The sequence below is a fragment of the Pseudomonas sp. R3.Fl genome (assembly GCF_023516765.1).
Taxonomy (GTDB): domain Bacteria; phylum Pseudomonadota; class Gammaproteobacteria; order Pseudomonadales; family Pseudomonadaceae; genus Pseudomonas; species Pseudomonas citronellolis.
The window spans coordinates 2,695,757-2,709,699 of record NZ_JAMGSO010000001.1 but is presented as its reverse complement, the minus strand read 5'-3'; the positions used below and the strand labels follow the sequence as shown (position 1 = coordinate 2,709,699).

Here is a 13,943-nt window from a genome sequence, read left to right as displayed (position 1 = left end):
GGGCATTATAGTGGCGCGCCGGGCCCGTTCCTAGGGTTGCGCGCCAGGCGGCTGTGCTATGCTTCGCGCCCCCTTTTCGCAGAGCTGTCATCCGTCGTTCATGAACAAGCGCGAGAACCCGATCTACAAAGTCGTCTTCCTCAACCAGGGCCAGGTGTTCGAGATGTACGCCAAGCAGATCTACCAGAGCGAACTGTGGGGCTTCCTGGAGATCGAGGAGTTCGTCTTCGGCGAGCGCACCCAGGTGGTCGTGGACCCCAGCGAAGAGAAGCTCAAGGCCCAGTTCGAGGGCGTGATCCGCAGCTTCGTGCCGCTGCACGCGATCATCCGCATCGACGAAGTCGAGCGCCTGGGCACGCCGAAGATCAGCGAGGCCAAGGGCGGCGGCAACGTGATGCCGTTTCCGATGCCGATGCCGGACAAGAGCAGCTGAAGGCTATAGGCTATAGGTTGAAGGCAAGAGCGAAGAGCACGCTGGAGTCGCTCCTACGAAAAGCCCGTATGCTCTTCGCCTCTAGCCTCTAGCCTCTAGCCTCTAGCCTCTAGCCTCTTTTAGGGCAACGGCGAAAACGGCGTATTGCCCGCGGTCTGCAGCTCGATCAGGTAGTTGCGGAAGATCTGCCCCAGCACCTTGCTGGCGATGTCCAGTTCGTCCTTGCTCATCTGCTCGGCGACCAGGTCGGCGCTGTCCATGGCGTCTTCGGCGCCGTTCACCGCGGCCATCTTCAGCACTATGTAGGCCTGGATGTTGTTGGCCTTGACCCCTTCGCCGCGGAAGAACATGGTCCCCAGGCGCCATTGGGCCTGGGCGTGGCCCAGCAGCGAGGCTTTTTCGTACCAGCGCAGCGCGGCCGGGAAGTCGCGCGGGGCGCGTTCGCCGGTGTAGTAGTACTCGCCCAGTTCGAACTGCGCTTCGGCGTCGCCGCCATTGGCGATCTGCTGGCAGCTGGCCAGGGCCTGCTGCAGTTGCTCGGGGACGGTGTTCAGGGTGCAACGGCCGGTCGCCGGGACCAGCAGCGAGTTGCCTCCCGCCTGCGCGAGCAGGGGCGAGATGAACAACAGGCTGCCCAGCAGCAGGGCGCGACCAGAACGGTACATGGGGAGAAACGGCCTCCGGCAACGGGGCGGGCGCAATGCCCGGCCGGCGAAAACGTGCCGGCCTGCACATTATGAAATAAGCCGACGCTTCCTTACAAAGTCTTTACGGTGTTTTTCGCGGTTTCCGTCCGAATGGCCAAGAAACCGGCGTAGGACTCGCCTGGAAAACGTAACGACGGAAAATTGGCCGCGGCGGGCGCCGCGGCCGGAGGGAGTTACTTGAGGGCGGCGAAGGCGCGCTCGGCGGCGTCCAGAGTCAGCTTCAGCTCGGTGTCGCCGTGGGCGATGGAGGTGAAGCCGGCCTCGTAGGCGCTGGGCGCCAGGTACACGCCGCCGTCCAGCATCAGATGGAAGAAGCGCTTGAAGCGCTCGGCGTCGCTGGCCATCACGTCGGCGAAAGTGATGATGTCGTCCGCGCCGCTGAAGTACAGGCCGAACATGGCGCCGGCCTGGGTGGTGACGAACGGGATGCCGGCGGCATCGGCGCGCTCCTGCAGGCCCTGCAGCATGCGGCTGGTGTAGTCGGTCAGCTCGTCGTGGAAGCCCGGGCGGCTGATCAGCTTCAGGGTGGTCAGGCCGGCGGCCATGGCCAGCGGGTTGCCCGACAGGGTGCCGGCCTGGTAGACCGGGCCCAGCGGGGAAATCTGCTGCATGATCGCGCGCTTGCCGCCGAAGGCGCCCACCGGCATGCCGCCGCCGATGATCTTGCCGAAGGTCGACAGGTCCGGTGTCACGCCGTACAGCGCCTGGGCGCTGCCGAGGTGGACGCGGAAGCCGGTCATCACCTCGTCGAAGATCAGCACCACGCCGTGCTTGTCGCAGGCCTTGCGCAGGCCCTGGAGGAAGCCCGGGGCGGGCGGCACGCAGTTCATGTTGCCGGCCACCGGCTCGACGATGATGCAGGCGACGTTCTGGCCGCACTCGTCCAGGGCCTTCTCCACCGCTTCCAGGTCGTTGAACGGCAGCGTCAGGGTGTGCTTGGCGAAGTCCGCCGGCACGCCCGGGGAGTTCGGCACGCCGAAGGTCAGGGCGCCGGAGCCGGCCTTCACCAGCAGGCTGTCGGAGTGGCCGTGGTAGCAGCCCTCGAACTTGATGATGTCGTCGCGGCCGGTGTAGCCGCGGGCCAGGCGGATGGCGCTCATGGTCGCCTCGGTGCCGGAGCTGACCATGCGCACCATGTCCATGGACGGCACCAGCGAGCAGACCAGGTCGGCCATTTCCACTTCCAGCGCAGTCGGCGCGCCGTAGGACAGGCCGTGCTGCAGCTGGCGGCGCACCGCGTCGAGCACTTCCGGGTGGGCGTGGCCGAGGATCATCGGGCCCCAGGAGCCGACGTAGTCGACGTAGCGCTTGTCGTCTTCGTCCACCACGTAGGCGCCTTCCGCGTGCTTGAAGAACAGCGGGGTGCCGCCGACGCTCTTGAAGGCGCGCACCGGCGAGTTGACGCCGCCGGGGATGTGCTTCTGGGCGTTGGCGAAGAGGAGTTCGGAACGGGACATGGCGACCTCTCGTTGGGATCCGTGAAAGCGGGGCGGCGCCGGGCCGGCGCCGCGGGAAAAGGTTAGAACAGCGCGGCGAAGGCGCGGGCGCGGCGCTCCACCTCGGCCGGGGTGTCGGCTGCGAAGAGCGCGTTGATCACCGCCAGCAGGTCGGCGCCGCGGCCGATCAGCTCGGGGGCGTTGTCCAGGCTCACGCCGCCGATGGCCACCAGCGGCACGTTGGCGAAGCGCGCGCGGGCCTGCTCCAGCAGCTCGGGGCTGGCCTCGGAGGCGCCGGGCTTGGTCAGCGACTGGAAGAAGCGGCCGAAGGCCACGTAGTCGGCGCCCTCGGCGACGGCCTGGTCGGCCAGTTGCAGGCTGCCGTGGCAGGTGGCGCCGATGATCGCCTGGCGGCCCAGCAGGGCGCGGGCGGCGGCCAGGGAGCCGTCGGTCTGGCCCAGGTGCACGCTCACGCCCAGGCGCGCGGCCAGCTCGGCGTCGTCGTTGATGATCAGGGTGGCGCCGTGGCGCTCGCAGAGTTCGCGCAGGGCCTCGGCCTCGCGCAGGCGGCGCGACTCGTCGCTGGACTTGTCGCGGTACTGCAGCAGGCGCGCGCCACCGCGCAGCGCGGCCTCGACGTAGGGCAGCAGGCGGCCGTCGGCGAGCAGCTTGCTATCGGTGATGGCGTAGAGTCCGCGGAGTTTCATGAAGGCCTCGGCAGGTGAATCAGGAGCAGAAGTCCAGCGGCAGCCGGCGCGGGACGTACTGGCCGTGGCCGGGGGCCTCGGCGTCGCGCAGGGTGCGCCAGGTGTAGTCGAGGGCGCTGCGCACGGCGCTGGCCAACTCCTCGCCCAGGGCCAGGCGGCCGGACAGGGCGCTGGCCAGGGTGCAGCCGGAGCCGTGGTAGCTGCCCGGCAGGCGCTGGCAGGTGAAGCTATGCTGGCTGCCGTCGCGGCTGTACAGGCGGTTGTGCACCTCGGATTCTTCGCCGTGGCCGCCGGTGATCAGCAGGTTGCGGATGTACGGCAGCAGCTTCTCGGCGCATTCGTCAGCGCTGCCTTCGGGCAGCTCGGCGAGGATGCGCGCCTCCGGCAGGTTCGGCGTGGCGATGGCGGCCACCGGGAACAGCCGCTCGCGGATCGCGTAGCCCACCTCGTCCTTGCCCAGGGCGCCGCCGCCGCCGGCGCGCAGCACCGGGTCGCAGACCAGTGGCACGCCGGGCAGCGACTGCATGATCTCGACCACGGTGTCGACCATCTCCACCGAGCCGAGCATGCCCAGCTTGACCGCGGCCACCGGCAGGTCGGCGATCACGGCGTTGGCCTGGGCCAGCACCCACTCGCGGTCGAGCACGCGGAAGTCGGCAACGTTGACGGTGTCCTGAACGGTCAGCGCGGTGACGGCGGGCGCCGCATGGCAGCCTTGGGCGATCAGGGCTTCGATGTCGGCCTGCAGGCCGGCGCCGCCACTGGGATCGTGGCCGGACAGGCAGAGCACTACGGGACGGGAGGTTGGCGTTTTCATGGCGCGGGAGCTTACCACTAAACCCGGCAGGCGTCGTTTGCCCCGACCCCCGGCCCGGCGCTGCTTGATCGTCATGCCGGCGTGCTAAAGTTGGCCGATTCGAAAATCACGCCCACAGGGCGCGCCGATCGCGGGGGATGGGGCCCCTGGGCGTCGTCCGGAGGGGCACTGCGGGGTAGCATGCAGCGCTGGCTGATCCTCTTCCTTCTCCTTCTTTCGCCGCTGGCCGGCGCGGTCAGCTTCGACGAGCACACCAGCCGCCTGCCGCTGGGCCACTCGATCGACGTCTTCGAGGATGTGCGCGGCACCGCCGACATCGCCGACATCACCTCCGCGGCCCTGGCCGAAAGCTTCCGCCGCCACGACCGCGACGTGCTCAACGCCGGCTACTCGCGCTCGGTGTTCTGGATCCGCCTGGACCTGGACTACCGCCCGCAGGAGTCCCAGGACCCGGCGCCCTGGCTGCTGGAACTGGCCTACCCGCCGCTGGACCGCCTGGACCTCTACCTGCCCGACGCCGACGGCAAGTACCGCCTGGCCCAGCGCACCGGCGACACCCTGCCGTTCGCCAGCCGGCCGATCAGCCTGACCAACTACCTGTTCGACCTCAAGCTTGCGCCCGGCAAGCCGCTGCGGGTGTACCTGCGCCTGGAGAGCCAGGGCTCGATCCAGGCGCCGCTGACGCTCTGGTCGCCCAAGGCCTACATGGAAAACCTGCCGGGCAACGTCTACGTGCTCGGCATCATCTACGGCGTGCTGCTGGTGATGCTGGTGTACAACCTGTTCATCTTCGTCAGCGTGCGCGACACCAGCTACCTCTATTACATCCTCTACATCGCCTCCTTCGGCCTCTACCAGGTCTCGGTCAACGGCGCCGGCATCGAGTACTTCTGGCCCGACAGCCCCTGGTGGGCCAACGCCGCCACGCCCTTCCTGATCGGCTCCGCCGGCCTGTTCGGCTGCCAGTTCGCCCGCAGCTTCCTGCACACCCGCGAGCACAGTCCATGGGTCGACCGCACCCTGCTGGCGCTGATGGCCGTGGGCGCGCTGGTGATGCTGCTGGCGTTGTCGGCCAGCTACGCGCTGTCGCTGCGCCTGGCCACCTACCTGGCGCTGGCGTTCGTGGTGGTCATCTTCAGCGCCGGCATCCTCGCCTGGCTGCGCGGCATGCGCGTGGCGCGCTACTTCATCTTCGCCTGGACCGCCTTCCTCCTCGGCGGGACCATCAACACCCTGATGGTGCTGGGCTTCCTGCCCAACGTGTTCTTCACCATGTACTCCGGGCAGATCGGCTCGGCCCTGGAAGTGGGCCTGCTGTCCCTGGCCCTGGCCGACCGCATCAACGCCATGAAGGAAGAGCGCACGCGCATCCTCCAGGAATCCAGCCGCAAGCTGGAGCAACTGAACCTCGAACTGGCCAACAGCAACCGCCTGAAGGACGAGTTCCTGGCCACTGTCACCCATGAGCTGCGCACGCCCATGAGCGGCGTGATCGGCTCGCTGGAGCTGATGCAGACGGTGCCCATGGACGTGGAGCTGGCGCAGTACCAGAAGACCGCCACCGGCTCGGCGCGCGACATGATGCGCATGGTCAACGACATCCTCGCGCTGATCGAGCTGCAGGCCGGCAAGCTCTACCCGCGGCGCGAGCCCTTCAGCCTGCGCGGCCTGTTCGACAGCCTGCGCGCCCAGTACGCGCCGCGCGCCGAGGCCAAGGGCCTGCGTTTCGACCTGCAGCTGGACGAGAACCTGCCCGACACCCTGGAAGGCGACGCCGGCAAGCTGGCCCAGACCCTCGGCTACCTGCTGGACAACGCCATCAAGTTCACCCACCAGGGTGGCGTGAGCCTGCGCGTGGACGGCCAGCGGCAGAGCGACGGCGTCGCCCTGCGGGTGACGGTGCAGGACTCCGGCATCGGCTTCGAGACGCCGGCCGACGATGCGCTGTACCAGCGCTTCCACCAGCTCGACGGCTCGCTGACCCGCGAGTACGGCGGCCTGGGCATCGGCCTGGCGCTGTGCCGCCAGCTCACCGAGCTGCTCGGCGGGCAGCTGCAGCACCATTCCAGCCCCGGGCGCGGCAGCCGCTTCGTCCTTGAACTGAACCTCGGCCAGCCGGCGCAGAGCTTCAGCGTGCCGCCGCGCCGCGCCGGCGGTCAGGCCCTGCGCCGCCCGGACCAGTGCACGGTGCTGGTGGTGGAGGACAACGCCATCAACCAACTGGTGATCCGCGGCATGCTGCTCAAGCTGGGCTACCGGGTGCGAACCGCCGACAACGGCTCGGAAGCCATCGACCTGCTGCGCCGCGAGAGCGTCGATGCCGTGCTGCTGGACTGCCAGATGCCGATCATGGACGGCTTCGCCACCTGCCGGGCGATCCGCACACTGCCCCAGGGCGGCGAGCTGCCGGTGCTGGCCATCACCGCCCACAGCCACAGCGGCGACCGCGAGCGCTGCCTGGCGGCGGGCATGAGCGACTACCTGGCCAAGCCGGTGAAGTTCGAGGAGCTGCAGACCCTGCTGCACGACTGGCTGCTGTGCCAGCCGGCGCTGCCCAGCCACGCCTGATCCGCCACGCCCGTTGCGTCACGCGGCGCGATCCGCTGGCCGGAACGCCCGCACCGCTGGCGCAATTCCCCCTATGGCCAAGTCCTGAACCGTGATTCACTGCTTGAAACAGTGAATCCGGATTCAGAGCATGGTCTACCGTCTCACCGAAGCCCGCCTGCAGAAGGACGTGGAACTGCGCGAGCGTATCCTCCAGCTGGCCCTGGCGCGGGTCGCCGAGGGCGGTTTCGCGGCGCTGACCATGCAGGGCCTGGCCGAAGAGGCGGGCATCGCCACCGGCAGCCTGTACCGGCATTTCCGCGGCAAGGGCGAACTGGCCGCCGAGGTCTTCGCCCGCGCCAGCCAACGTGAGGTGGACGCCCTGGCCGTCGTCCTGCGCGGCCCAGGCGGGCCCGCCGGGCGCCTGGCCCGTGGCCTGCGCCAGTTCGCCCGGCGCGCCTGGGAGAGCCGGCGCCTGGCCTTCGCGCTGATCGCCGAACCGGTCGACCCCGAGGTGGACGAGCAGCGCCTGCTCTACCGCGAGGCCTACGCCGAGCTGTTCATCGAACTGCTGGAAGAGGGCGTGCGCAGCGGCCACTTCCATTGCGGCCCCACGCCGCTGATCGCTGCCTGCCTGGTGGGGGCGATCGCCGAATCCCTGGTCGGCCCGCTGTCGCCGCCGGCCCGAGCCGCCCGCGATGCCGGGCAAGCCAGCCCTGGCCTGGAGCAAGTCAGCCAGGCCCTCGTCGATTTCTGCCTGCGCGCCGTCGGCGCGCCCCAGCCGGAGGAACAGCGATGAACCTGCACGAGTACGCCGAGACCCACGAAGTGACCAACCAGGTGCCGCCGCTGGATGGCGCCAACCTCTACCGCATCGACCTGCCGCTGCAGGAGTGGGTGCGCCGCTACGACGGCGGCTGGGCCGAGCAGCGCCTGGGAGCCTACGGCGCCCTGGCCGGCGGGCCGCTGATGGCCGCCGGCTTCCTCGCCAACGAGAACAAGCCGGTGTTCAAGAGCCACGACCGCTACGGCCACCGCATCGACCTGGTGGAGTTCCACCCGGCCTACCATGAGCTGATGCGCACGGCCATCGAGCACGGCATCCCGTCCATGCCCTGGACCGACCCGCGCGCCGGCGCCCACGTCGCCCGCGCCGGCCTGAGCTACCTGCACAGCCAGGCCGAGGCCGGCACCGGCTGCCCGCTGACCATGACCTTCGCCAGCGTCCCGGCGATCCGCCTGCAGCCGGACATCGCCGAGAAATGGCTGCCGAAGATCCTCGCCAGCGAATACGACCCGCGCAACCTGCCGATCGAGCAGAAGGCCGGCGCCACCATCGGCATGGCCATGACCGAGAAGCAGGGCGGCACCGACGTGCGCGCCAACACCACGCGCGCCTACCCGGTGGGCATCCCCGGCCCGGGCCAGGCCTACGAGCTGGTCGGGCACAAGTGGTTCTGCTCGGCGCCGATGTGCGACGCCTTCCTCACCCTGGCCTATACCGACAAGGGCCTGACCTGCTTCCTGCTGCCGCGCCACCGCCCGGACGGCACGCGCAACGAGTTCTACGTGCAGCGCCTGAAGAACAAGCTGGGCAACTGGTCCAACGCCTCCAGCGAGGTGGAGTACCGCGGCGCCCTGGCCTGGATGGTGGGCGAGGAGGGTCGCGGCGTGCCGACCATCATCGAGATGGTGGCCATGACCCGCTTCGACTGCATGGTCGGCTCCAGCGCCCTGATGCGCCAGGCGCTGACCCAGGCCGCGCACCACTGCGCCTACCGCCAGGTCGGCGGCCGGGTGCTGGCCGAACAGCCGCTGATGCAGAACGTGCTGGCCGACCTGGCCCTGGAAAGCGAGGCCGCGCTGGCCCTGACCATGCGCATGGGCCGCGCCCTGGACCACCTGCACGACGAGCAGGAGGACAAGTTCGCCCGCCTGGTCACCGCCGTGGGCAAGTACTGGATCTGCAAACGCGCCCCGGCGATGATCAACGAAGCCGCCGAATGCCTGGGCGGCGCCGGCTACGTCGAAGACACCATCCTCCCGCGCCTGTACCGCGAGGCCCCGGTGAACTCCACCTGGGAAGGCTCGGGCAACGTCCAGTGCCTGGACGTGCTGCGCGCCCTGTCGAAGGAGCCGGGCGTGCTCGACGCGCTGTTCCACGAACTCGGCGACGGCCACGGCGACGCCCGCCTGGCAGCCTTCATCGGCAACCTCAAGGCCTCCTTCGCCGACACCGCCGACATCCAGTTCCGCGCCCGCCAGCTCACCGAGGACGTGGCCGTGGCCCTGCAGGCCAAGCTGCTGCTGGAAGCCGGCAACGCCACCGTCTCCGACGCCTTCATCGGCAGCCGCCTGGGCGGCGGCGGCCGCGTCTACGGCACCCTGCCGCGCGGCACGGACGTCGAGGTGCTGGTGGCGCGGGCTACGCCGCATCTGGCCTGATGCCGCTGGCCGGGAGCCGCGAGGTTCCCGGCCTAGCCCGTAGGCACCTGTCTGTCGGCTGGCATCGCCAAGGACATGATTCAGTCATCCCCTTCCTGCGAATAAGCAGGCAAGATGGAGCTGATCGCTCAGACAGGAAGCCCACCATGAATGCCGAGCTCGGCGACGCTTTCGTCGTCGCCCATACCGCAGAAGAAGCGGTCGACCGCCTTGCCGCCTTGCACCAGCGCGCCACCGGGGCGCTCAGCCAGGCTCTGCGGCGCTACCTGAAGACCCGCGAGCAGCCGGGCGCCGAGGAGCGTGCGCTGTTCCGCTACCCGCAGCTGCGCCTGACTTACCTGTGCCAGGGCGAGGTGCCCTCGACCACCCGCGCCTACGCCAAGGTACAGACGCCCGGCACCTATGCGGTGACCATCACCCACCCTGCGGCCTTCCGCAAATACCTGCTGGAGCAGCTGCGCCCGCTGATGGAAGACTTCACCGTGCGCATCGAGGTCGGCCCCAGCGAGCAGAACATTCCCTATCCCTACGTGGTGGAGCAGGGCGACGAGCTGGCCGGCTCGGGCGTGACCGCCGCCGAGCTGGCGCGGGTGTTCCCCAGCACCGATCTGTCGGCCACTTCCGACGGCATCGCCGATGGCCTGTACCAGTGGGAAGGCGCCGACCCCATGCCGCTGGCGCTGTTCGACGCCGCGCGCACCGACTTCTCGCTGCGCCGCCTGGTGCACTACACCGGCAGCGACTGGCGCTGCGTGCAGCCGTGGATCCTGCTGACCAACTACCACCGCTACGTCGACCAGTTCATCCACATGGGCCTGGAGCGCCTGCACGAGGACCCGCGCTTCGTACGCATGGTGCTGCCGGGCAACGTGGTGATCGAGCGCGACATGGATCGGGGCGAGGCCAACGCCATCATCGCCGGCGTCGAGTGGCACCGCTTCCAGATGCCGGCCTACCACCTGATCGCCAACGACGGTGACGGTGTCACCCTGATCAACATCGGCGTCGGCCCGTCCAACGCCAAGAACATCACCGACCACCTGGCCGTGCTGCGCCCGCACTGCTGGCTGATGATCGGCCACTGCGGCGGCCTGCGGCAGTCGCAGACCATCGGCGACTACGTGCTGGCCCACGCCTACATGCGCCGCGACGGCATCCTCGACCGGGTGCTGCCGCCGCACATCCCGATCCCGGCGCTGGCCGAGGTGCAGGTGGCGCTGCAGGAGGCCGCGGCGCTGGTCACCGGCGAGCGTGGCGAGGCGCTGAAGCGGCGTCTGCGCACTGGCACCGTGCTGACCTACGACGACCGCAACTGGGAATTGCACTGGGCCCAGGAGCGCCCGCTGATCAACCTGGCGCGGGCCGTGGCGGTGGACATGGAGAGCGGCACCATCGCCGCCCAGGGCTACCGCCTGCGGGTGCCTTACGGCACGCTGCTGTGCGTGTCGGACAAGCCGCTGCACAGCGAGATCAAGCTGCCCGGCGCCGCCAGCGCCTTCTACCAGCGCGCGGTGAGCCAGCACCTGGCGATCGGCATCGCCGCCGTCGACCTGCTGCGCACCCAGCTCAATTCGCTGCACTCGCGCAAGCTGCGCAGTTTCGACGAGCCGCCGTTCCGTTGATCCGGCGCATGGCCACGGCCCTTTCCCGCCCGCGCGTGGTGGGGCCGTGGCAGGATGGCGCAAAGGCCGCAACCGGAGGACGCCATGGCTGAACCCCTGCAACCGACCCGCGCCGAACGCGCCGCGCGGGTACTGTCGCTGCTCGACCTGACCTCGCTGAACGCCGATGACGACATGCCGCGCATCGTCCAGCTCTGCCGCCGGGCGTTGACGCCCTATGGCGAGGTGGCGGCGGTGTGTGTCTACCCGCGTTTCGTGCACGTGGCGCGGCGTACGCTCAATGGCTTTGGTGCGCGGGCGGTGAAGGTCGCCAGTGTGTGCAACTTCCCCGCCGGCGATGCGCCCTGGGCGGAGGTGGTGGAAGAAGTGCGGCGTACTCTTGCCGAGGGTGCTGACGAGATTGACCTGGTCTATCCCTGGCAGGCGCTCAAGGCTGGACGGGCAGATGGGGCGGTGGAGCTGATCCGGGCCTGTAAGGCGCTTTGCGGGCCCTACCATCGGCTCAAGGTGATTATCGAAAGCGGCGAGTTGGGTGAGCCTGAGTTGATTCGTACGGCCTGTCGCGAGGTTATTGCCGGTGGCGCCGATTTTCTCAAGACCAGCACTGGCAAGGTGGTGGTGAACGCTACGCCGGAGGCTGCGCGGGTGATGCTGGAGTGCATCGTCGAGAGCGGCGGCAAGGTGGGCTTCAAGGTGGCTGGTGGTATTCGCAGCCTGGACGATGCCGAGGTCTACTTGGCTATCGCTCAGGAGATGCTTGGGGATGACTGGATTACGTCCGAGCACCTGCGCTTTGGGGCTTCGGGGTTGCTCGATGAGCTGTTGCGCGAAATGGAGGAGTGACTTGTGTAGGAGCGAGCTTGCTCGCGAATTGGAGTTTCCTTCTGGCTACGGCGCTTTGGGTTGACTCCGCTCCCTCTCCCCAGCCCTCTCCCTTCAGGGAGAGGGTTGGGGAGAGGGGCGGCGTTCAGGTCGGCACCAATGGTTCCGGGAGACTCCCCTCGCGAACGAGCATTAGGCCCCTTCACCACCCATCCGCTCCACCAACCACTGCTCCCCCGGCTTGGGCGCGCGGAACGCCTGGCTTTCCACGCCCTGTTCATCCAGCGCCCGGGCCAGGTCGTGGACGGGGGCGAACTGGCCTTCGTCGCTCAGGCGGAAGGTGCCGAAGTGGATGGCCATGCTGCACTGCGATTCCAGCGTGCGGTGGGCTTGTACGGCGTCGTCCGGGTTCATGTGGTGGTGGCGCATGAACCAGCGCGGTTCGTAGGCGCCGATGGGCAGCGCGGCGAAGCGCATCGGCCCGAAGCGTTCGCGGATCAGCGCGAATTCCGGCCCCAGGCCGGTGTCGCCGGGGAACAGCACGGGGCCGTCCGCCGATTCCAGCACGAAGCCCAGCCACAGGGTGCGGTTGGTGTCGTAGCGCGAGCGCGCCGACCAGTGCTGCGCCGGCACGCCGGTGAGCAGCATGCCCTCGTGCAGCGGCAGGCTCTGCCACCAGTCCAACTCGTGCACGTCGACGAAGCCGCAGGTGCGGATCAGCTCGGCGTTGCCCAGGCCGGTCACCACCTTGGCTTGCGGGAAGCGCCGGGCCAGTTCGCCCAGGCTGCCGACGTCCAGGTGGTCGTAGTGGTTGTGGCTGACCAGGATCAGGTTGATCGGCGGCAGTTCGTCCAGGGCCAGGCCCGGCGGATGGTGGCGCTTGGGGCCAACGAAGCTGAAGGGGCTGGTGCGCTCGCACCACAGCGGGTCGGTGAGGATGTTCAGGCCGCGGTGCTGGATCAGCAGGGTGGCGTGGTTGATGTAGGTGACGCGCAGTTCCTCGCCGCTGACCTGCGCCGGGGTTTCCGGACGGCGTTCGGCGCCGGGCTGTTCGATCCAGGCCAGTTGCCTGTCGCGCTCCAGCTGCCACTTGAGGAATTCACGGAAGCCATGGTGCGGCTTGGCGTCCAGGTTGCGGAAGCGCAGGCCGTCGAAGTTCGTGCTTTGCGGCCCGCTGTAGCCACCGCCGAGGCGGCCGGCGAGGTTGAGCAGGGTGATCAGCCAGGGGGCGCGACGGGCCTTGGGCATGGTGGGATGCTCTGCGTGCTCTTGCGGGGGAACGGTGGCACAACCTAGCATGCCGGCCCATCCTTGTGCTCCGCCGACTCGTTGCCGTTTCTTGCCCATGCCCCGTCCGCCTCGTCCCACTGCTCGCCGTCCCGCTCCCCGCCGCGTCGCCAAGGCGCCGCCGGAGCAGCCGCGGCTGATCCTGCTGAACAAGCCGTTCGACGTACTGACGCAGTTCAGCGATGGCGAGGGCAGGGCGACGCTCAAGGACTACGTGCCGGTGCCTGGCGTCTATCCCGCCGGGCGCCTGGACCGCGACAGCGAGGGCCTGCTGCTGCTGACCAACGATGGCCGCCTGCAGGCGCGCATCGCCGACCCCAAGCACAAGCTGCCGAAGACCTATTGGGTGCAGGTGGAGGGTGAGCCGGACGAGGCGCAGTTGCAGCGCCTGCGCGAAGGTGTGCAGCTCAACGATGGCCCGACGTTGCCGGCCGAGGCGCGGCGCATCGACGAGCCGCAATTGTGGGAGCGGGTGCCGCCGGTGCGTTTCCGCAAGTCGGTGCCCACTGCCTGGCTGGAACTGGTGATCCGCGAGGGACGCAACCGCCAGGTGCGGCGCATGACGGCGGCGGTCGGCCTGCCGACCCTGCGCCTGGTGCGGGTGCGCATTGGCCCTTGGGGCCTGGATGGGCTGCAGCCGGGGGAGTGGCGCGAGGTGCAGCCCTAGGGCTGGATCAGAAACCGCCTTCCAGGCCGGCGACCACGAAGGATTTGACCAGGAAGCCGAAGACGCCGAGGCCGAGGGCGAAGAACAGCACCATGGTGCCCATGCGTCCGGCCTTGGACTTCTTGGCCAGGTCCCAGACGATGAAGGCCATGAACAGGACCAGGGCGCTGACCAGCCCGTACATCATCCAGTCTTCGAAACTCTCGTTCATTGCTGCTCCTGCCCGGCGCGGGCGCTTGAGTGGGGGCCGGAAGGTCCGGCGGTCGCGAGGACGGGCGGCATTATAAGGGCTTGGTCGCCGGTTGATCAGCGCTGCTCAGAAAGTGAGCAGAATTTCCCGCGCGGGGCCGGTGACAGCCGAAGAAGTCCCGCCGCAGCGGCCCTGGCGGGAAATAGTCGAGCGCCGGGCGGCCCTGGCAGGACGTGGGGTGCGCGCATTTGTCGCAGCGGGGC

The 13,943-nt window shown here is 68.9% G+C and carries 13 protein-coding genes; 7 read left to right on the top strand and 6 right to left on the bottom strand.

Features of this window, described 5'->3' with window-relative positions; translation table 11 throughout:
- Nucleotides 1–100 precede the first annotated feature (100 nt).
- A complete protein-coding gene (locus tag M8R19_RS11755; RefSeq protein ID WP_074981912.1) occupies nt 101–433 on the top strand; it encodes a DUF1820 family protein in 333 nt (110 codons plus the stop codon).
- Between the two features lie 119 nt (nt 434–552).
- Here the strand turns inward: M8R19_RS11755 and M8R19_RS11750 are convergent, their stop codons facing one another.
- From M8R19_RS11750 to M8R19_RS11735, 4 genes are all read right to left on the bottom strand, one after another.
- On the bottom strand, nt 553–1,098 hold the full coding sequence (locus tag M8R19_RS11750) for a tetratricopeptide repeat protein (RefSeq protein WP_074981910.1): 546 nt from the start codon (nt 1,096–1,098) through the stop codon (nt 553–555).
- 215 nt (nt 1,099–1,313) lie between these two features.
- The gene (gene hemL / locus M8R19_RS11745) at nt 1,314–2,597 is read right to left on the bottom strand and encodes a glutamate-1-semialdehyde 2,1-aminomutase (RefSeq protein ID WP_074981908.1); all 1,284 of its coding nucleotides are present in this window, start codon (nt 2,595–2,597) and stop codon (nt 1,314–1,316) included.
- A 62-nt stretch (nt 2,598–2,659) separates the two neighbouring features.
- Nucleotides 2,660–3,283 (bottom strand): thiamine phosphate synthase, encoded by a 624-nt coding sequence (gene thiE, locus M8R19_RS11740; RefSeq protein ID WP_249917873.1) that lies wholly within the window; start codon nt 3,281–3,283, stop codon nt 2,660–2,662.
- Nucleotides 3,284–3,302: 19 nt separating this feature from the next.
- Nucleotides 3,303–4,100, bottom strand: coding sequence for a hydroxymethylpyrimidine/phosphomethylpyrimidine kinase (locus tag M8R19_RS11735; RefSeq protein WP_249917872.1), 798 nt, complete (start codon nt 4,098–4,100; stop codon nt 3,303–3,305).
- 180 nt (nt 4,101–4,280) lie between these two features.
- Between M8R19_RS11735 and M8R19_RS11730 the strand changes: the two genes are divergently transcribed.
- The 5 genes from M8R19_RS11730 to deoC all read left to right on the top strand — a co-directional run bounded on the left by M8R19_RS11730 (nt 4,281) and on the right by deoC (nt 11,557).
- Nucleotides 4,281–6,668, top strand: coding sequence for a hybrid sensor histidine kinase/response regulator (locus M8R19_RS11730; protein WP_249917871.1), 2,388 nt, complete (start codon nt 4,281–4,283; stop codon nt 6,666–6,668).
- A 130-nt stretch (nt 6,669–6,798) separates the two neighbouring features.
- Nucleotides 6,799–7,446: a TetR/AcrR family transcriptional regulator gene (locus M8R19_RS11725; protein ID WP_074981898.1), complete on the top strand. Its 648-nt coding sequence runs from the start codon at nt 6,799–6,801 to the stop codon at nt 7,444–7,446.
- Entirely contained in the window at nt 7,443–9,092 is a 1,650-nt protein-coding gene (locus tag M8R19_RS11720) for an acyl-CoA dehydrogenase family protein (protein ID WP_249917870.1), read from the top strand. The genes M8R19_RS11725 and M8R19_RS11720 overlap by 4 nt, the downstream gene beginning before the upstream one ends.
- A 146-nt stretch (nt 9,093–9,238) precedes the next feature.
- A complete protein-coding gene (gene amn / locus M8R19_RS11715; protein WP_074981895.1) occupies nt 9,239–10,714 on the top strand; it encodes an AMP nucleosidase in 1,476 nt (491 codons plus the stop codon).
- 84 nt (nt 10,715–10,798) lie between these two features.
- On the top strand, nt 10,799–11,557 hold the full coding sequence (gene deoC, locus M8R19_RS11710; RefSeq protein ID WP_249917869.1) for a deoxyribose-phosphate aldolase: 759 nt from the start codon (nt 10,799–10,801) through the stop codon (nt 11,555–11,557).
- A gap of 171 nt (nt 11,558–11,728) precedes the next feature.
- Here deoC and M8R19_RS11705 read toward each other — a convergent pair whose 3' ends face one another.
- Nucleotides 11,729–12,784 carry an MBL fold metallo-hydrolase gene (locus M8R19_RS11705; protein WP_249917868.1) on the bottom strand — a complete coding sequence of 352 codons (1,056 nt, stop codon included), beginning with the start codon at nt 12,782–12,784 and terminating at the stop codon, nt 11,729–11,731.
- 97 nt (nt 12,785–12,881) lie between these two features.
- Between M8R19_RS11705 and M8R19_RS11700 the strand changes: the two genes are divergently transcribed.
- Nucleotides 12,882–13,490, top strand: coding sequence for a pseudouridine synthase (locus M8R19_RS11700; protein ID WP_116422742.1), 609 nt, complete (start codon nt 12,882–12,884; stop codon nt 13,488–13,490).
- Nucleotides 13,491–13,497: 7 nt separating this feature from the next.
- Here the strand turns inward: M8R19_RS11700 and M8R19_RS11695 are convergent, their stop codons facing one another.
- Nucleotides 13,498–13,701: a DUF2788 domain-containing protein gene (locus M8R19_RS11695; protein ID WP_009617380.1), complete on the bottom strand. Its 204-nt coding sequence runs from the start codon at nt 13,699–13,701 to the stop codon at nt 13,498–13,500.
- Nucleotides 13,702–13,943: the final 242 nt, after the last annotated feature.